Below are 17508 nucleotides of genomic sequence, written 5' to 3'. Positions count from 1 at the left end.
CGCAGTTTTCCTTGATTTTTGGACTTATTCGGCTTTACGGGCGACTCCGGCCATGAGGGACGACGGCAGCGACCAGTCGCCCACCAGCTTGGGCCGGTCCGGCCGCCAGTCCGTGGCCTGCACGAGGCCGGGCGGGTCCAGCGGGAAGTCGCCGAAGAACTCCCTGATCCGCGCGGGCGAGCGGTCGGTCCCGCCGCCGGGACGGGTGTAGGACCCCTCGTCGTCGGTGCGGCCGGTCGTGGCGTGGGAGATCACCAGGTAGCTGCCCGGCGCCAGCCGCTCGCGCAGCGCGGCCACGGCCCCCTGGGGGTCGTCGGAGTCGGGGATGAAGTGCAGGATCGACACCAGCAGCACGCCGATCGGACGGCTGAAGTCCAGGAACTCCCCCGCCTTGTCCACCACGTCGCCGGGGTCGAGAAGGTTCGCCTGAACGAAACGGGCCCTGCCCGGCGAGCGCCTGAGCAGGACCGCGGCGTGCGCCCGCACCACGGGGTCGCAGTCGACGTACACGACCTTGGCCTCCGGCGCCACCTCGTGCGCGCTGCCCTGCGTGGGCAGCCCGCTGCCGAGGTCGAGGAACTGGTCGACCCCGGCGCGGGCGACGTAGCGTACGGCACGCTGAAGGAAGGCCCGGTTCGCGCGGGCCAGCGGGACCGCCTCCGGGATCAGCTCGGCGAGCTGATCGAGGGCCTGGCGATCGACCGCGAAGTTGTCCTTCCCGCCGAGCATGTAGTCATACATGCGTGCGGGATGGGGCCTGCGATGGTCGAACTGCCGCACACTTTGAATTTATGACGTCGGCGGCGATTTAACGATAGGCTGGACCATTTTGGATTAGCTACTCCACCGTAACGCTCTTGGCGAGATTACGTGGCTTGTCCACATCGCGGCCGAGCGCCACCGCCGCGTAGTAGGCGAAGAGCTGCAGCGGGATCGTCAGCAGGATCGGGTCCAGCTCGATCTCGTTCTTCGGGATGACGATGACGTCGTCGGCCAGCTTGGGGTCGGGCTCGCGGTGGCCCACCATGAGCACCTGGCCGCCGCGGGCGCGGATCTCGCCGAGCGTGGTGAGGTTCTTGTCGAGCAGCTCGTCGTCTGGGACGATCGCGACCGTCGGCATGTCCGGGCCGATGAGCGCGAGCGGGCCGTGCTTGAGCTCGCTCGCCGGGTACGCCTCGGCGTGCACGTACGAGATCTCCTTGAGCTTCTGCGCGCCCTCGCGCGCCACCGGGTAGCCGCGCACGCGCCCGACGAACATCATGCTCGAGTGCGGGGCGTACTTCTTGGCCAGCTCGGCGATGTGGTCGCTCTGGCCGAGTATCTGCTCGATCTGGCCGGGCAGCCGGCGCAGGCCCTCGACGATGCGGCGGCCGTCGGCGGGCGATAGGTCGCGCACCCGGCCGAGGTGCAGCGCGAGCAGCGCGAACGCCAGGCAGGTCGAGGTGAACGCCTTGGTCGAGGCCACCGAGACCTCGGGGCCCGCGTGCAGGTAGATGCCGCCATCCACCTCGCGCGCGATGGCGCTGCCGACGGCGTTGACGATGCCGATGACCCGCCCGCCCTTGCGCTTGAGCTCCTGCACGGCGGCCAGCGTGTCATAGGTCTCGCCGGACTGGCTGATCGCGACGTAGAGGGTGTCGGGGTCCACGACGGGGTTGCGGTAGCGGAACTCGCTGGCCGGCTCGGCGTCGGACGGGATGCGCGCCAGCTCCTCGATGAGCTGCGCCCCGATCTGCCCGGAGTAGTACGCCGAACCGCACCCGATGATCTTCACCCGGCGGAAGCTCCGGGTCTCGCGGGCGTCCATGTTGAGCCCGCCCAGGTGGGCCACGTGGAAGCGCTCGTCCAGGCGCCCGCTCATCGTCCTGGTGATGGTCTCGGGCTGCTCGGAGATCTCCTTGAGCAGGTAGTGCTCGTAGCCGCCGGTGTCGTAGTGCCCCGCGTCCCAGTCGACCGTCAGCGGCTCCTTGGCCGTCTCGCGGGCGTCGCTGGAGAAGGTGTGGAAGCCGTCGGCCTTGATCACGGCCAGCTCGCCGTCCTCCAGGTGCACGACCTGGCGGGTGTAGCGGACCAGCGCCGCCACGTCGGAGGCGGCGAACATCTCCTTCTCGCCGATGCCCAGCACGATCGGGCTGCCGTTGCGGGCCACGACCACCTCGCCGGGCCGCTCGGCGTCGATCACCGCGATGCCGTAGGTGCCGACGACGCTCTTGAGCGTCTTCCTGACGGCCTCCTCCAGCGTGTCGTTCTCGTCGACGGCGTGGGCGATCAGGTGGGCGAGCACCTCGGTGTCGGTCTCGGACGCGAACACCACGCCGTCGGCCTCCAGCTTGGCGCGCAGCTCGGCGGCGTTCTCGATGATGCCGTTGTGCACGACCGCGATGCGCTCGTCGGCCGACAGGTGGGGGTGCGCGTTGACGTCACTCGGCACGCCGTGGGTGGCCCACCGCGTGTGCCCGATGCCGAGCCCGCCCTTGAACCGCGCCGGCACCACCTTGGCCAGGTCGGCGACCCGGCCCTTGACCTTGCGTACCTTCAGCCCCTTGTTGGACACCACGATTCCGGCCGAGTCGTAGCCCCGGTATTCCAGCCGCTGCAGCCCCTCCAGCAAGATGGGCGCGGCGTCCTTGGGGCCGACATAGGCCACGATTCCGCACATCGAGGTCTCCTTCTCATCCGTAGACGATCCTGCGGAGCTGCCTGAGGGACAGCTCCGGAGCCGCGACCCTGCGGCTCCGTAACTCCGAGGCGATCCGGGGGAAGATCTCGTCGTTGGTCAGGCCGCGCGTCTTCAGCTCGCCGTGCCGGCGCCTGACGAACTCCTCCGTGGTCTCGGAGAAGTAGGCCAGCACGTCGGCGACCACGCGGGCGGCCTCGCCGGGGCCGAGCGGGCTCGTCCGCGTCAGGTGCGCGATGAGATCTTCGTACGGATGCCGTGCCGTGGACACAGACGAGGACCATACGGCTCTGGAATGAGACACGCCAACATCCTGCCCGATATCGGGCAGGAAATGCGCCGAGCGGTGTCGCCTGATCACTCCCCGCATGATCAAGATGCCGCATTCGCTGAGGATCATGGCTGATCACATGCGTATCAGGCGACCCGTCTGACACATCCCTTTCTGGGAATGGTTACGCTGAGTAGTCGTATCGTGACGTTCTTGGGGAGATGTACATGCAGCTCTGGCTCGCCGCCGGCCTCGTCGCCGGCGTTCTCACCGTGCCGGCCGGCCTCCCCCTCACGACCTCGCCGGCCATCACCTCCGCACCCGCCGCTGCGGCGACGGGCCGCCAGGCCGACTTCGCCGCCGCGGCCCGCGAGTTCGGGGTGCCGGAGAGCGTGCTGCTCGCGGTGTCGTACCTGGAGTCGCGGTGGGACGCCAACGGCGGGCGGCCCAGCACCGCCGGCGGTTACGGACCGATGCACCTGGTGGACGCGTTCCCCGCCGACGCCATCGGCCACGAGCACCTCGGCGACGGGCGCGCCGACCCGCGCGGCGACGAGACCAGGCCGTTGTCCCCCACGGTCGACGCCATCACTCACGCGGCGATGCGCACCGCCGCCGCCCGGCAGCCCACCACCCTCCCCGAGGCGGCCAAGCTCGCGGGGCTGCCCGAGGAGCTGCTGCGCCGCGACCCGGTCGCCAACATCCGCGCGGGCGCCGCCCTGCTCGCCTCGTACCAGGACCGCCCCAGCTCCGACCCGGCCGACTGGCACGCCGCGATCGCCAAGTACGCCGGGGCCGGCGATCCGAAGTCGGCCAGGGCGTTCGCCGACGAGGTGTTCGCGGTGATGCGGGAAGGCGTGCGGCGGCGGACCGACGACGGGCACCTGGTGGAGCTCGACCCCATTCCCGACCTGCAACCCGACACCGTCTGGGACCCCGCCGCCTTCCCCGAGCTCGGCGATCCCGCCGATTTCGCCTCCGACGACGACATCCCCGCGTTCGACGAGGGGGACGAACCCGGCACGCCCAAGGGCCACACGGCGGGCAGCAAGGTCGAATGCCCCTCCTCACTGCACTGCGAGTGGATGCCCGCCGCGCACAAGCGCTTCGGCAAGAAGAACCACCGCGACTACGGCAACCACGACCGCCTGCTGCGCAAACGCTCGGTCGACTACATCGTCATCCACGACACCGAGGGCGGCTACCAGGGCATCCCGTCCCTCATCCGCAACCCCAAGTACGTGAGCTGGCACTACACGATCCGCTCCCGCGACGGGCACGTGGCCCAGCACGTCGCCACCAACGACATCGCCTGGCACGCCGGGAACTGGGACGTCAACACCCGCTCCATCGGCATCGAGCACGAGGGCTACCTGGCCAAGGGCGGCACCTGGTACACCGAGGCGATGTACCGGTCGTCGGCCCGCCTGGTGCGCTATCTCGCCGCCAAATACCGCATTCCGCTCGACCGCGCCCACATCCTCGGCCACGACAACGTGCCGGGGACGACGCCCGCGACCGTGGCCGGCATGCACGAGGACCCCGGCCCGTACTGGGACTGGGCGCACTACTTCGAGCTGATGAAGAAGCCGTTCAAGGCCGCCAAGAACGGCAACTCGATCATCATCAGGCCCGACTACGACACCAACCGGCCGCGCTTCACCGGCTGCGAGACCACCAAGCCCGACAAGGCGTGCCCGCCGCACGGGGCCTCCACCGTCTGGCTGCACAAGTCGCCCAGCCACAGCGCGCCCCTGGTGAAGGACATCGGCAAGCATCCGGGCAAGCCCAGCACGTACAGCGTGTACGACCACAGCGCCCGCGCCTCCACCGGCCAGCGCTACGCCGTCGCCGAGCGCAAGGGCGACTGGACGGCCATCTGGTATCTGGGGCAGAAGGCGTGGTTCCACAACCCCGCCTCCAACCCGACCGCCATCCCCGCCAAAGGCCCGCTCGTCACGCCCATCTCGGGGGCGGTCAAGGTGTACGGCCGCGCCTATCCCGAAAGATCCGCTTACACCAAGGCGTCGCCGCAGCCTCTGACGCCGCTCAAGTACAAGATCTTGCCGGGGCAGACGTACACGGTGGGCGCCACGATCACCGGCACCCACTACTCCGCCAACGCCTTCCGGCCCTCCAAGCACGTCACCACCACCGGCAAGACCCGCTACCACCAGATCCAGCTCGGGCACCGGGTGATGTTCGTGATGGCATCGGACGTACGCCTGGTGGATCCCAAGGCCTGACGCCGGCGCCGCGCCGTCGCGAACCGGGGGTCCCCCGGTTCGCGACGCCCGGGACCGACCTCCCAGACACCGGGATCGACCCCGCAGACCCCGGGATCGATCACGCGGCCCTGGGATCGACTCCGTGGACCTGCGGATAGACCCCGCGCTCTCTGGGATCGACCGCTCGCGGACCCGCGGATCAACCCCGCGGGCTCTGGGATCGACCGCTCGCGGACCCGCGGATCAACCCCGCCGGCCTTGGGATCGACCGCCCCCGGACCGGCGATCGACGGCCGCGAACCGGCGATTGATCGGCCCGAATCGGTTTCCGACGGCCCGCGATGCGCACGGGCACTCCGTGGAAGCGATATGGTTTTCCCGTGAGCCCGGCGCATCGCCGCCGGAGCAGACACGCGGAAGTGGCTCAGGGGTAGAGCATCACCTTGCCAAGGTGAGGGTCGCGGGTTCGAATCCCGTCTTCCGCTCGGAGCACGACTCCTGGTGGAGTGGCCGAGAGGCGAGGCAGCGGCCTGCAAAGCCGCCTACACGGGTTCAAATCCCGTCTCCACCTCGGCCCGGTCTCAGGAGCCCTCGGGATCCGGTAAAATAAAGGCCAACGCCATGCGGAAGTGGCTCAGGGGTAGAGCATCACCTTGCCAAGGTGAGGGTCGCGGGTTCGAATCCCGTCTTCCGCTCTGAGTAACAACTCAATATGGACGATTAGCTCAGTGGGAGAGCGCTTCCCTGACACGGAAGAGGTCACTGGTTCAATCCCAGTATCGTCCACACGTCCCGCATCGAGGCCCCAGGCAGTGTTCCTGGGGCTTTTCGCTGTCCTCAGCCGTTCCGCCGGGCCTCCCCTTCCCCGCACCAGGTCCCCGCACCGAGCCACCCACCGCCGAACCGGACACCCACCCTCGCCGCCCGGGGTTTCAGGCGTGAGCGCTGAAGCCCGAAGTCCGGGCCGGAAGACCTTCGCCTTCGGAGCCCCGGCGCCTGGAGGACCTGGTTCTTGGGACCTGGTTCTTGGGACCTGGCACCTGGAGAACCTGATCTCGGGACCCGGCGCCGCAAGACCCGGTCTCGGGACCCGGCGCCCCCAGGACCCGGTCTCGGGACCCGGCGCCGCAAGACCCGGTCTCGGGACCCGGCGCCCGCAGGACCTGATCTCGCTGCCTGAGGGCTCGGAGCTTTGAGACGCTTGGAGGTGGCCCGCACGCGACGAGTCAGGAGATGCCGTGACCGCAGCCGAGTTCGCCAGGAAGATCCGCAACCGGGAACGATGCGTCGGCTACTGGGTGGTCCTGGACGCACCCGTCGCCACCGAGCGGCTGGCCCGCCTCGGCTACGACTACGTGGTGCTCGACGGCCAGCACGGCTTCATCGGCACCGACGGCCTGCTCGCGGGCCTCATGGCGATCGACGCGGGCGGCCGGTCCGCCGGGCTCGTCCGCGTGGAGTCGGGCGACCCCGCGGTGATCGGCAGGGCGCTGGACTTCGGGGCGGCCGGCGTGATCGTCCCGCTGGTGGACACCGCCGACGACGCCGCCCGCGCGGTCTCCGCCGCCCGTTACCCCGCCGCAGGCCGCCGCTCGTACGGCCCCATGCGCTCGATGCTGCGCATCGGGCCGGCCCCCGCGGAGGCGAACGAGAGCGTGCTGGTCCTCGCGATGATCGAGACGCCGGACGGGCTGGCGAACATCGAGCGGATCTGCGCCACGCCGGGCCTGGACGGCGTGTACGTCGGCCCGTCCGACCTGTGCCTCGCCGTGGGCGGCCGGTTCCCGAACGATCCCGAGGTCGCCGACGTCTTCGAGGCCGCGCTCGAACGCATCCGCACGGTGGCGGCCGACGCCGGCATCGCGGCCGGCATCCACAACCCGAGCGGCGAGCAGGCGGCCAGGCGGCTGGCGGAGGGCTTCACGTTCGCGACGGTCGCCTCCGACCTCCTCCACCTGGAGCAGTCCGCCGCCGCCCACCTGAAGACCGCCACCTCGGACTGACCCGCCCTCCCGTCCTTCCGGCCGGCCCGCCCTTCCGTCTTCTCCTGCCGCCACCAGGAGCGGTCCCTGTCCCCGCCGAAGCGGTCCGCCGCACGCCCGAAACGCGCCGTGCACGGACCGGGCGTCCGGACACGAGCCACCGTCGCTCGGCCACGGTCCTCTGGAAGACCGTCTCCCGTGCTGTGCGAGGAGGGGGACGGACGGCTCCCGGTGTGAGAACGCCGGGAAGCCGGGCTGCCGGAAGTCCGACACCCCGCCAAGGCTGCTGGGCCGGGGGCCTGCCCCCGATGAGGCTGGTGGAGCGGCGGGCCTGTCATCGCTCAGACTGGCGGGTGGTGTTGGGGTGGTATGGGAAGTTTTGACCTTAAAGCGAACTAAATGGTGGCGCTCCGTGTATAGGCGGTTTCTGTCCGGGTAGCGCCGAGGCATTGGCTCCTCGGAGGAGGAAACCGTGGACATCAACCTCGGCCAAGGCATATCGGACGCCTGGCGGTCAATAGCAACGTTCGTTCCCAAGCTGGTCGCGTTCCTGGTGATTCTCATCATCGGGTGGATCGTGGCCAAGGCTCTGGAGAAGGTCGTCGACAAGGTGCTCGACCGGGTCGGTTTCGACCGGGTGGTCGAGCGCGGCGGGATGCGGCGCTGGTTTGAGCGCAGCAAGTACGACCCGAGCAGCCTGATCGCGAGGATCGTCTTCTACGCGATCCTGCTGATCACCCTGCAAATAGGCTTCAACGTCTTCGGGCCCAACCCCGTCTCGTCGTTGCTGGCGGCGGTGGTGAGCTGGCTGCCTCTGGCCATCGTGGCCATCGTGATCATCGTGGTGACGGGCGCCATCGCCAAGGCCGTCAGGGACATCCTGTCCGGCGCGCTCGGCGGCCTGTCGTACGGACGGTGGATCGCGACCGCGGCTGCGGTGTTCATCTGGGCGCTCGGCATCATCGCGGCGCTCAACCAGATCGGCGTCGCCACGGCCGTCACCACACCGGTGCTGATCACAGTGCTGGCCACCATCGGCGCCATCGCGGCCATCGGCATCGGCGGCGGGCTCGTACGGCCGATGCAGCAGCGCTGGGAGCGCTGGCTGGGCCGCATCGAGGCGGAGGCGCCGCAGGCCAGGGCGCACGCGGAGGCGTATCAGCGCGGGCGGGAGGACGCTCGCACGATGAGCGGCGAGGAGACGGAGACGATGCGCACCACGCCGCGCGGCGGCGGCGCCACCCGCTCCGACATGCCGCCCGGCTGAATCGGCCGCGCACGCCGGCGCTCCCGGCGTCTCCGGGCTCCCGGCGTCTCCGGTGCTTCCCGGGGGCTCCGGCGCTCTCGGCAAGCCGGCGTCTCCGGCGCTTCCGGCGCAGCTTCGCCGGTCGCGCCACCGGCACGAGCCCCAGGCGACCCGCTTGGGGCACGTGCCGTGCGGCGGGTCAGGCCGGGTGGCCGCGGGTCAGGCGGGGTGACCGTCTTCCAGGAGGCCCAGCTCGCGGGTCAGCCAGCACACCGCGGTCAGCCGCAGGGACACCTCGTCGGGCTCGCCGGTGTAGATCCAGCCGCGGTGGCGCAGCTCGTCGAGGAAGCCGAGCAGGTAGTCGCCCAGCGTCTCCCGGTCGAGCGGGATGGCGTCGCGCAGTGCCGCGGCGTGCTGGTCGATCGCGGCGACCAGGCCGGGGTCACTGCCCATGCGGGCGAGCTGGGCGTCGCCCAGGGTGTCCATCAGCCAGCGCAGGGGCGAAACCGCCCATCCATCCTCGAAGACCACCCGCACACTTTAAAGCATTTTCCAAGGTCAGGCCTGCAACGGGCCAGCTTGTCGCCTTGGGACGTTGCTCTCCCCAAGTGCCCTGAGGCGGTCTCCGAGGGATGGAACGGAGCGTGGCGGCGGGCGGCCGGCTTCTAGAACGGCAGGCCGACGTAGTTCTCGGCGAGCGTTGTCGCGGCGGCCTCCGATGAGGTGACGTAGTCCAGGTACGACAGCTGCAGCCGCCGCGCGTACGCGTCGTCCTCGTCGAAGGTGTGCAGCAGGGTCGTCATCCAGTACGAGAAGTGCTGCGCCCGCCACACCCGCTTGAGGCAGGTCTGCGAGTACGCCTCGAGCAGCTCGGTCGTGCCGTCCTTGAAGTACGCCGCGAGCGCCTCGGTGAGCACCCGCACGTCGGCGACGGCCAGGTTGAGTCCCTTGGCGCCGGTGGGCGGGACGATGTGGGCGGCGTCGCCGGCCAGGTAGAGGCGGCCGTACTGCATGGGCTCGGCCACGAAGGAGCGCATGGGCGTGATGCCGCGCTCCAGGATCTCGCCGGTGGCCAGCTCGAAGCCGGGCACCGTCTCCAGGCGGGCCTTCAGCTCGCTCCAGATGCGCTCGTCCGGCCAGTCGTCGAGCCGCGCGTCCGGCGGCACCTGGAGGTAGAAGCGGCTGATGGCGGGCGTGCGCATGCTGTGCAGGGCGAAGCCGCGCTCGTTCCTGGCGTAGATGAGCTCTTCGGATGAGGGCGCGACGCGGGCGAGGATGCCGAGCCAGGCGAAGGGGTAGTCGCGCTCGTAGATCGTCAGCACGCCTTCGGGGATGGACGGCCTGGACACGCCGTGGAAGCCGTCGCAGCCGGCGATGATGTCGCAGTCGAGCCGTTCGTCCCCGAAGGTGAGGTACGGCTGCTCGGTATCCACGTCGTGCACCACGACGTCCTCGACCTCGAAGCGCAGGTCGCCGCCGGCGGCGAGGCGGGCGGCGATGAGGTCTTTGACGACCTCCTGTTGCCCGTAGACGGTGATGGACCTGCCGGGCACCAGTTTCTCGAAGGCGATGCGGTGGCCCGCGCCGCCGTACCGCAGCTCGATGCCGTGGTGCGGCAGGCCCTCGCGGAGCATCCGCTCGCCGACGCCGGCCTCGACGAGCGTGTCCACCGTGCCCTGTTCGAGCACGCCGGCCCGGACGCGGCGCTCGACGTACTCGCGGCTGCGCCTCTCCAGCACCACGGAGGAGATGCCGCGCAGGTGAAGCAGATGAGACAGCAGCAGTCCAGCAGGACCTGCACCGATGATCCCGACCTGAGTTCGCATGAGGGAAAGCATGGTGGTTCGAGCTGATACGTCCGAGAGACCCCTTCCACTGAGCGGAAAGCCGGTGCAGGATCGTGGGCATGTCAGGCGGTTCCCGCGAGGCAGGGCGCTCGGTGACGTCCAAGGTCCTGGCCATACTCGGCGCGTTCGACGCGGCGCATCCCCAGCTCACGCTGACCGAGCTGGCCCGGCGCAGCGGGCTGCCGCTGAGCACCGCGCACCGGCTGGTCGGCGAGCTGGAGGCGTGGCGGGCGCTGGGGCGCGGGCCGGACGGGCGGCTGCGGGTCGGGCAGCGGCTGTGGGAGCTGGGCCAGCTCGCGCCGAACCGGCTGCAGGAACTGGCACATCCGTGGCTGCAGGAGCTGTTCGCCTCGACGGGCGAGAACGTGCACCTCGCGGTCAGGGACGGCCTCGAGGTGCTGTACGTGGACAAGGTGTACGGCAGGCGGGCGGTGCCCATCGTGTCGCGGATAGGGGCCAGGCTGCCGATGCACCCGACGGGCGTGGGCAAGGCGCTGCTGGCGTACGAGCCCGACTGGTTCGTCAAGTCGTACCTGGCGCGCAAGCTCGAACGCCCCACCCCGCACACGATCACCGAGCCCGGCCGGCTGGCCAGGGAGCTGACGGCGGTGCGGGCCCAGGGGTACGCGCTGACGTACGAGGAGATGACGCTCGGCTCCTGCTCGGCGGCGGCGCCGGTGCTGGTGGAGGGGCGGGCGGTCGCGGCGCTCGGCATCGTGCTGTCCTCGCGGCGGGCCCGCGAGCTGCCCCGGCTGGTGGAGCCGCTGCGGGCCGCCGCCGCGGAGATCGCCCGTGCCCTGTCGTGATTCGGCTCAGAGCTTCTGGATGCGGTCCCTGAACAGGGTGGTCGCGATGGCCGCGCGATGCGGCTGCCCCTTCAGGAACGCCTGCGCGAAGCTCTTGGCCTGGTCGTAGGAGACCTTGCCCGGCATGGGCGGCTCGTTCGGGTTGACGTCCACGTCCACCAGGGCCGGGCCGTCGTGCGCGAGCGCCTGGCCGACGGCGTGGGCGACGTCCTCCGCCTTCGAGACCTTCGCGCCGAAGCCGCCGCACGACCTGGCCCAGGCCGAGAAGTCCGCCTCGGGCTCGCCGTAGCGCACGCCGTGCTCGGGGAAGCCGAGCACCATCTGCTCCCACAGGATCTGGCCGAGCGAGTTGTTGTTGTTGATGATCACCTTGATCGGCAGCTCGTGCCGCACGGCGGTGAGGAACTCGGCCATCAGCATCGCGAAGCCGCCGTCGCCGACGTAGGCGATGACCTGCCTGCCGGGGAAGGCGTGCTGCACGGCGATGGCGTACGGCAGGCCGTTCGCCATCGAGGCGAGCGTGCCGGACAGGTAGAACTCGCGCTCGCCGCGGATCGTCCAGTGGCGCGCCGCCCAGGTGGTGACGGTGCCGGTGTCGCAGGTCAGGATGGCGTCGTCGGCGGCGAGCTGGTCCACGATGGACATGACGTACTGCGGGGCGATGGGGTGGCGGTCCGGGTTCTCCAGCGACTCCATGTCGGCGCGCCACTTCGCCATCATCTTCTGGTATTTCGCCAGGTGGCCGCGGTCCTTGCGGGCCAGCAGCGGCAGCAGCGCCCGCAGCCCCTCCTTGGCGTCGCACACGACCGGCACGTCGGTCGCGACGCGCGCGCCCGCCCTGGTCGGATCGGCCTCGAACTGCACCACCCGGGCGTCGCGCGTCTCGGGCAGGAACTTCGAGTACGGATAGTTCGTGCCGATCATGAACAGCACGTCGGCGTCGTCCATCAGCTCCTCGCTCGGGCGGGTGCCGAGCAGGCCGAGCCCGCCCGTCGTGTACGGCGAGTCGTCCGGCACGACCGCCTTGCCGGGCAGCGTCTTGACGATCGGGGCACCGAGTGCCTCGGCCACCTCCAGCACCTCCTGGCGGGCGTGCAGCGCGCCCTGCCCGACCAGCATGGCGGGGCGTTCCGCCCGGTTGAGCACTTCGGCCACCCACTCCAGGTCCTCCTGTTCGGGCAGGCCGGACGGCTGGATGTAGACGGGCGCGGTCTCGGGCATGCGGGCGGGCGTGACGTTCCGGTACGGGTCCCAGCCCTCCTCGGCGACCTGGATGTCGATGGGCAGCGCCAGGTGGGCGACGCCGCGCCGCGCGTACGCGGTCCTGACGGCGATGTCGACCAGCGACGGGAGCTGCGCCGGGTTGGTGATCACCATGTTGTACTCGGCGACGTCGGCGAACACCTTGTCCAGGTGGACCTCCTGCTGGTAGCCGGTGCCGAGCACGGCGGTCTCCTGCATGCCGGTGATGGCCAGCACGGGGTGGTGGTCCATCTTGGCGTCGTACAGGCCGTTGAGCAGGTGGATGCCGCCCGGTCCCGAGGTGGCAAGGCAGACGCCGATGCGGCCGGTGGCCTTGGCGTAACCGGTGGCCATGAAGGCGGCGGCCTCCTCGTGGTGAACGAGGACGAAACGGATGCGGTCACGGTGGCGGCGCAGGGCCTCCATGACACCGTTGATGCCGTCTCCCGGAAGCCCGAAGACGGTGTCGACCCCCCACGCGACGAGCCGTTCGACCAGCGATTCCGATGCGATACGAGACATGGGACGCGCACTACCCCACTCGAAGGGCGACATACACGCCGATATACGGACATTTATCCATGCGGGCGGGTAGAGGGGCGTCATGCGCATTCTGGTCACGGGAGCCACCGGCACACTCGGCGGCGCGCTGGTACCCGCCCTGCTCAAGGCGGGGCACGAGGTGCGCGCGCTGAGCCGGGTCAAGCGGGAGGATCGCGGCAGCGTCGAGTGGGTCTGGGGTGATCTGATCTCCGGCAACGGGGTCGAGGAGGCCGTCGAGGGGGTGGACGCGATCGCCCACCTCGCCACCAGCGGCCGCAAGGGGCGCGGCGCGGTGGACGTGCCCGGCACCAGGACGCTGCTGATCCTGGCGCGCGCCGCGGGCGTGCCCCATGTGCTGTTCACCTCGATCGTCGGGGCCGACCGGGCCGCGTACGGGCATCTGCGGCACAAGCTGGAGGCCGAGCGGCTGGTCATGGAGAGCGGCCTGGGCTGGACGATCCTCCGCACCACCGCGTTCCACCAGTCGCTGCACCGCAGGCTGAGCGACCTGTCGTCGCTGCCCATCCTGCCCGTGGACCGCTCGCTGCCCTGGCAGCCGGTGCACACCGGCGAGGTCGCCACGCGGGCCGCCGCGCTGCTCAGCGCCTCACCGGCCGAGCGGGAGATCGAGTTCGGCGGGCCGCAGGTGATCCAAACCGATGAGCTGGTCAAGGTGTGGCTGCGGGCCTCGGGGCTGCGCCGCCCGTGCCTTCCCGTACGGTATCCGGGCCGCCTGTACGCCGCCCAGCGGGCCGGCGCGCTGCTCACGGACGCCGAGCCCAAGGGCGAGATCAGCTGGCGCGACTACCTGCTGCCGCCCGAGCCGATCCTGTCCGACGACTTCGCCACCGAGCACACCGCCTCGCCCACGAGCCCGGCGAACCAGCCCGAGCAGGACCCTGACCTGCGTGTTTACGGCGGCGATGAGGGGTACGAGCGCCCGACGCGGGGATAGTGTTTTGTCCCGTTTCGTTACACTTCGCCGACTTGTTGGTCTGGCGCGTGGTACTGGACAATGTGTCCGGTGATGAGAGGCATCCCGCTGACCAGAGACTTCGCCAACGGCGGCGTCTCCTTCTGGTACCGGCAGATCGGCCTGCCCGCACGGCGGCCCGCGCTGCCCGGCCCCCGTGACTACGACGTCGCCATCGTCGGCGGCGGCTACACCGGCCTGTGGACCGCGTACTACCTCAAAAAGGCCGACCCCGGCCTGCGCATCGCGATCCTGGAGAAGGAGTTCGCCGGCTTCGGCGCATCCGGGCGCAACGGCGGATGGCTGTCGGCCGAGTTCGCCGGCTCGCGCAAGCGCCACGCCAAGGCACGCGGCAGGCAGGCCATGATCGATCTGCAGCGGGCCATGTTCGCCTCCGTGGACGAGGTCATCGACGTCGCCCGCGCGGAAGGCATCGACGCCGACGTGCACAAGGGCGGGCTGATCCACGTCGCCACCAACCCGGCGCAGCGGCGCCGGCTGCGCGCCGAGGTCGCCGACCTGCGCCGCTGGGGCTACGGCGAGGCCGACATGCGCATCATGGAACGTACCGAGCAGCGCGAGCGCGTCCAGGTGGCGGGAGCCATCGAGGCCGCGTACTCGCCGCACTGCGCCCGCATCCAGCCCGCCAAGCTCGCCGTCGGGCTCGCCGCCGTCGTGGCCGGCCTCGGCGTGGACATCTACGAGAACACCACCGTCATCGAGATCCGCCCCAGGAACGGCCGCGGCAAGGCGACCGCGCTCACCACCAGGGGCGACGTCACCGCCGAGTACGTCATCCGCGCCACCGAGGGCTTCACCGCCAGCCTCCACGGCCAGCACCGCCAATGGCTGCCGATGAACAGCTCCATGATCGTCACCGACCCTCTGCCGCCCGACGTGTGGAAGCACATCGGCTGGCAGGGCAGCGAACTGCTGGAGGACGAGGCCCACGCCTACGTCTACGCCCAGCGCACCGCCGACGACCGGATCGCGATCGGCGGGCGGGGCGTGCCGTACCGGTTCGGCTCGCGTACCGACCGGCTCGGCGTCACCCAGTCGCAGACTGTCGCGCTGCTGTGGCGGATGCTGGTCAAGCTCTTCCCCGCCGCCGTGGACGTGCCGGTGGCGCACGCCTGGTGCGGCGTGCTCGGCGTGCCCCGCGACTGGTGCTCGACCGTGCACCTCGACCACGCCAGCGGGCTCGGCTGGGCCGGCGGCTACGTCGGCAGCGGCGTCACCACCGCCAACCTGGCCGGGCGCACCCTGCGCGACCTGGTGCTGCGCCGCGACACGCCGCTCACCCGGCTGCCGTGGGTGGGCCGCCAGGTGCGCCAGTGGGAGCCCGAGCCGCTGCGCTGGATCGGCGTGCAGCTCATCTACGCGCTGTTCAGGGCCGCCGACCGGCACGAGAACGAGCGCGGCACCCGCACCTCGCCCTACGCCCACCTGGCGAAGTTCATCTCCGGCCGCTGAGCGCCCGGAAGCCTGTCGGCCGGAGCCTGGTGGGGCCGTCGAGCCGGCCGCGGGTCAGCCGGAGGCGCCCCGCCAGGGGTCGTAGTCGACCTCGAGCGGCTCCTGCGGGGGCCGCTCGTCCTCGGGCACGTGCTCCAGGTTGACCCGGATGCGGTACCACACGCTGCTGCGCCCCCGCATGCCGTCCACCAGCACGTCGGCGGGCTCGAGGTGGGCGGCGGCCTTCGGATGGCGGGCCTTCCACCGTTCGAACCCGGCCATCGCCTCGTCCTTGTGCTCGGCCCTGGCGATCTCGATCAGCGGCTTGGTCTGCCGCCTGCGCCCGGTGCCCTTGGGCGGCTTGGGCGGCGGGCCCAGCTCCTCGGCCAGCGCGAGCAGTCCGTCGAGTGAACCGGGGTGGAGGTCCATGTCCTCCCAGGGGTCGCCGTGCTCGGCCAGCCGCGCCGGCACGGTGTCGATCGTGTACGCCTCGGGGCGGCAGCCCGGCACCTCGTCCCACGTCAGCGGCGTCGAGACCCGGGCGTCCTCGACCGCCCGCACCGAGTAGGCGGAGGCCACCGTGCGGTCGTAGGCGTTCTGGTTGAAGTCGACGAACACCCCGTGGCGCTCCTCCTTCCACCACCGGCTGGTCGCCAGGTCGGGTGCGCGCCGCTCCACCTCGCGGGCCACCGTCTCGGCCGCCTTGCGCACCTGCGCGAACGACCACCGCCGCGCGATGCGGGCGTAGACGTGAAAGCCTCGCGACCCCGACGTCTTGGGCCAGGCCACCAGGCCGTGGTCGGCCAGCACCTCCCGTGCCACCTGCGCCGTGGCCAGCACGTCGGCCCACCCGACGCCCGGCACCGGGTCGAGGTCGATGCGCAGCTCGTCGGGCCTGGACAGGTCGTCGGAGCGTACGGGATGGGGGTTGAGATCGACGCACCCCAGGTTGACCACCCACAGCAGCTGCGCGAGGTCGGTGCAGACCACCTCCTCGGCGCTCAGCCCGGAGCGGTACTTCAGCTCCGCCACCTCGATCCAGCCGGGCCGCTTGGCCGGGGCCCGCTTCTGGAAGAACGCCTCCTGCTCGATGCCGTGCACGAACCGCTTGAGCACCATCGGCCGCCCGTGGACGCCCCGCAGCGCCGCCTCGCCCACCGCCTGGTAGTAGCGGATCAGGTCGAGCTTGGTGTGGCCGGTCCGCGGAAAGACCACCTTGTCGGGGTTGGTGATGCGGACCGTGCGCCCGGCGACCTCGATGTCAGGCATACGGTCACCATACGCGCGCACACCGACAACCCCGGGGAACGCGGCGCGGGGCCGTAACGGCGCCGTCAACCGCGACACGGTCGCGGAATCGGCACCCGCCGCGATCCGGCCCCTCGGATGCCTCCGTGACCGCTCGGGAGACTTTCAGAAGGGGACACCGGCCATCGCCGCCATCCGGCCCTCAGGAGGGGAAGGCGCCATGGCGGCCGGCGCCCGCCGCGAAGCGGGCCGCGCCCTGGGAGGCGTCCGGCAGCGAGACGAGACCGTGGCGCAGCTCGTTCCGCATCGCCTCCTCCTCCGCCAGCCCGTCCTGCTCCAGCACCGACATCCGGTCGCCGCGCAGGCACGTCTGCGGGAAGCGGGCGATCTCCGCGGCCAGCTCCTCGGCGTGCCGCCGCGCGGTGCCGGTGGGGACGAGCCGGTTCGCCAGCCCGATCTCGTACGCCTCCCGCCCGCCGACCGGCCGCCCGGTGAGGATCATGTCCATGGCCCTGGAGGTGCCGATGAGCCGCGGCAGCCGTACGGTGCCGCCGTCGATGAGCGGCACGCCCCACCGCCGGCAGAACACCCCGAACACCGCGTCCTCCTCGGCGACCCGCAGGTCGCACCAGAGCGCGAGCTCGAGCCCGCCCGCGACGGCATGCCCGGCGACGGCCGCGATGACCGGCTTGCCGAACCGCATCCTGGTCGGCCCCATCGGCCCGTCGCCCTCCTCGGCGACGCGGTTGTCCAGCGCCTTGAGGTCGGCTCCCGCGCAGAACGTGCCGCCTTCGCCCCACAGCACCGCCACCGCGGCGTCACTCGCCTCGAACTCGCGGAACGCGCCGGCCAGCGCGTCGGCGGTCTTGCGATCGACGGCGTTGCGCGCCTCCGGTCTGCTGATCACCACGGTGGTGACCGGGCCCTGGCGCTCCACGCGTACGGTCATGCGCCCCTCCTCGGGAGAGCGTGCCTCGGAGAACGTGCCGAGCG

At 70.8% G+C, this 17508-nt stretch carries 14 protein-coding genes and 4 tRNA genes; 10 read left to right on the top strand and 8 right to left on the bottom strand.

Translation table 11 applies throughout. From position 1 onward, the window contains the following. Nucleotides 1-24 precede the first annotated feature (24 nt). From ACGFIM_RS28360 to ACGFIM_RS28350, 3 genes are read right to left on the bottom strand one after another with little or no spacing between them, the layout of a single operon-like run. A complete protein-coding gene (locus ACGFIM_RS28360; RefSeq protein WP_393205818.1) occupies nt 25-780 on the bottom strand; it encodes an SAM-dependent methyltransferase in 756 nt (251 codons plus the stop codon). A 58-nt stretch (nt 781-838) separates the two neighbouring features. Then, complete coding sequence (glmS, locus tag ACGFIM_RS28355; RefSeq protein WP_393205815.1) at nt 839-2659, bottom strand: glutamine--fructose-6-phosphate transaminase (isomerizing); 1821 nt, start codon at nt 2657-2659, stop codon at nt 839-841. 13 nt (nt 2660-2672) lie between these two features. Then, the gene (locus tag ACGFIM_RS28350; RefSeq protein WP_393205812.1) at nt 2673-2948 is read right to left on the bottom strand and encodes a hypothetical protein; all 276 of its coding nucleotides are present in this window, start codon (nt 2946-2948) and stop codon (nt 2673-2675) included. A 227-nt stretch (nt 2949-3175) separates the two neighbouring features. On the opposite strand from ACGFIM_RS28350, the gene ACGFIM_RS28345 reads away from it, so the two are divergent. The 7 genes from ACGFIM_RS28345 (at nt 3176) to ACGFIM_RS28315 (ending at nt 8425) form a co-directional block, all read left to right on the top strand. Beyond that, nucleotides 3176-5194, top strand: coding sequence for an N-acetylmuramoyl-L-alanine amidase (locus ACGFIM_RS28345; RefSeq protein WP_393205809.1), 2019 nt, complete (start codon nt 3176-3178; stop codon nt 5192-5194). Nucleotides 5195-5589: 395 nt separating this feature from the next. Further along, nucleotides 5590-5661, top strand: a tRNA-Gly gene (locus ACGFIM_RS28340). Nucleotides 5662-5676: 15 nt separating this feature from the next. Continuing rightward, a tRNA-Cys gene (locus ACGFIM_RS28335) sits at nt 5677-5747 on the top strand. A 52-nt stretch (nt 5748-5799) separates the two neighbouring features. Next, nucleotides 5800-5871 (top strand) — tRNA-Gly (locus tag ACGFIM_RS28330). 19 nt (nt 5872-5890) lie between these two features. Next, nucleotides 5891-5962, top strand: a tRNA-Val gene (locus tag ACGFIM_RS28325). 452 nt (nt 5963-6414) lie between these two features. Then, the gene (locus ACGFIM_RS28320) at nt 6415-7179 is read left to right on the top strand and encodes an HpcH/HpaI aldolase/citrate lyase family protein (RefSeq protein WP_393205806.1); all 765 of its coding nucleotides are present in this window, start codon (nt 6415-6417) and stop codon (nt 7177-7179) included. Nucleotides 7180-7636: 457 nt separating this feature from the next. Beyond that, nucleotides 7637-8425, top strand: coding sequence for a hypothetical protein (locus ACGFIM_RS28315; protein ID WP_393205942.1), 789 nt, complete (start codon nt 7637-7639; stop codon nt 8423-8425). A 198-nt stretch (nt 8426-8623) separates the two neighbouring features. On the opposite strand, the gene ACGFIM_RS28310 is transcribed toward ACGFIM_RS28315, so the two are convergent. Then, nucleotides 8624-8935 carry a DUF6401 family natural product biosynthesis protein gene (locus ACGFIM_RS28310; protein WP_393205803.1) on the bottom strand — a complete coding sequence of 104 codons (312 nt, stop codon included), beginning with the start codon at nt 8933-8935 and terminating at the stop codon, nt 8624-8626. 134 nt (nt 8936-9069) lie between these two features. Continuing rightward, complete coding sequence (gene pobA, locus ACGFIM_RS28305) at nt 9070-10230, bottom strand: 4-hydroxybenzoate 3-monooxygenase (RefSeq protein ID WP_393205800.1); 1161 nt, start codon at nt 10228-10230, stop codon at nt 9070-9072. Between the two features lie 80 nt (nt 10231-10310). Here pobA and ACGFIM_RS28300 point away from each other — a divergent pair, with 80 nt between their 5' ends. Then, nucleotides 10311-11057 carry an IclR family transcriptional regulator gene (locus ACGFIM_RS28300; RefSeq protein ID WP_393205797.1) on the top strand — a complete coding sequence of 249 codons (747 nt, stop codon included), beginning with the start codon at nt 10311-10313 and terminating at the stop codon, nt 11055-11057. A gap of 6 nt (nt 11058-11063) precedes the next feature. On the opposite strand, the gene ACGFIM_RS28295 is transcribed toward ACGFIM_RS28300, so the two are convergent. Then, nucleotides 11064-12821 carry a thiamine pyrophosphate-dependent enzyme gene (locus ACGFIM_RS28295; RefSeq protein WP_393205794.1) on the bottom strand — a complete coding sequence of 586 codons (1758 nt, stop codon included), beginning with the start codon at nt 12819-12821 and terminating at the stop codon, nt 11064-11066. Nucleotides 12822-12903: 82 nt separating this feature from the next. Between ACGFIM_RS28295 and ACGFIM_RS28290 the strand changes: the two genes are divergently transcribed. Together ACGFIM_RS28290 and ACGFIM_RS28285 are read left to right on the top strand one after the other, a co-directional pair. After that, a complete protein-coding gene (locus ACGFIM_RS28290) occupies nt 12904-13797 on the top strand; it encodes an SDR family oxidoreductase (protein WP_393205791.1) in 894 nt (297 codons plus the stop codon). 72 nt (nt 13798-13869) lie between these two features. Continuing rightward, nucleotides 13870-15288: an NAD(P)/FAD-dependent oxidoreductase gene (locus ACGFIM_RS28285; protein WP_393205788.1), complete on the top strand. Its 1419-nt coding sequence runs from the start codon at nt 13870-13872 to the stop codon at nt 15286-15288. A gap of 54 nt (nt 15289-15342) precedes the next feature. Here the strand turns inward: ACGFIM_RS28285 and ligD are convergent, their stop codons facing one another. Next, nucleotides 15343-16536: a non-homologous end-joining DNA ligase gene (ligD, locus tag ACGFIM_RS28280; protein ID WP_393205785.1), complete on the bottom strand. Its 1194-nt coding sequence runs from the start codon at nt 16534-16536 to the stop codon at nt 15343-15345. 181 nt (nt 16537-16717) lie between these two features. Beyond that, a complete protein-coding gene (locus ACGFIM_RS28275) occupies nt 16718-17464 on the bottom strand; it encodes a crotonase/enoyl-CoA hydratase family protein (protein WP_393205782.1) in 747 nt (248 codons plus the stop codon). Nucleotides 17465-17508 lie beyond the last annotated feature (44 nt).

It is taken from the genome of Nonomuraea sp. NPDC049309 (genome assembly GCF_043196965.1).
GTDB classification, from domain to species: domain Bacteria; phylum Actinomycetota; class Actinomycetes; order Streptosporangiales; family Streptosporangiaceae; genus Nonomuraea; species Nonomuraea fastidiosa.
Note: the sequence above shows the minus strand (reverse complement) of the source record. Positions and strands in the feature narration are given on the sequence as shown.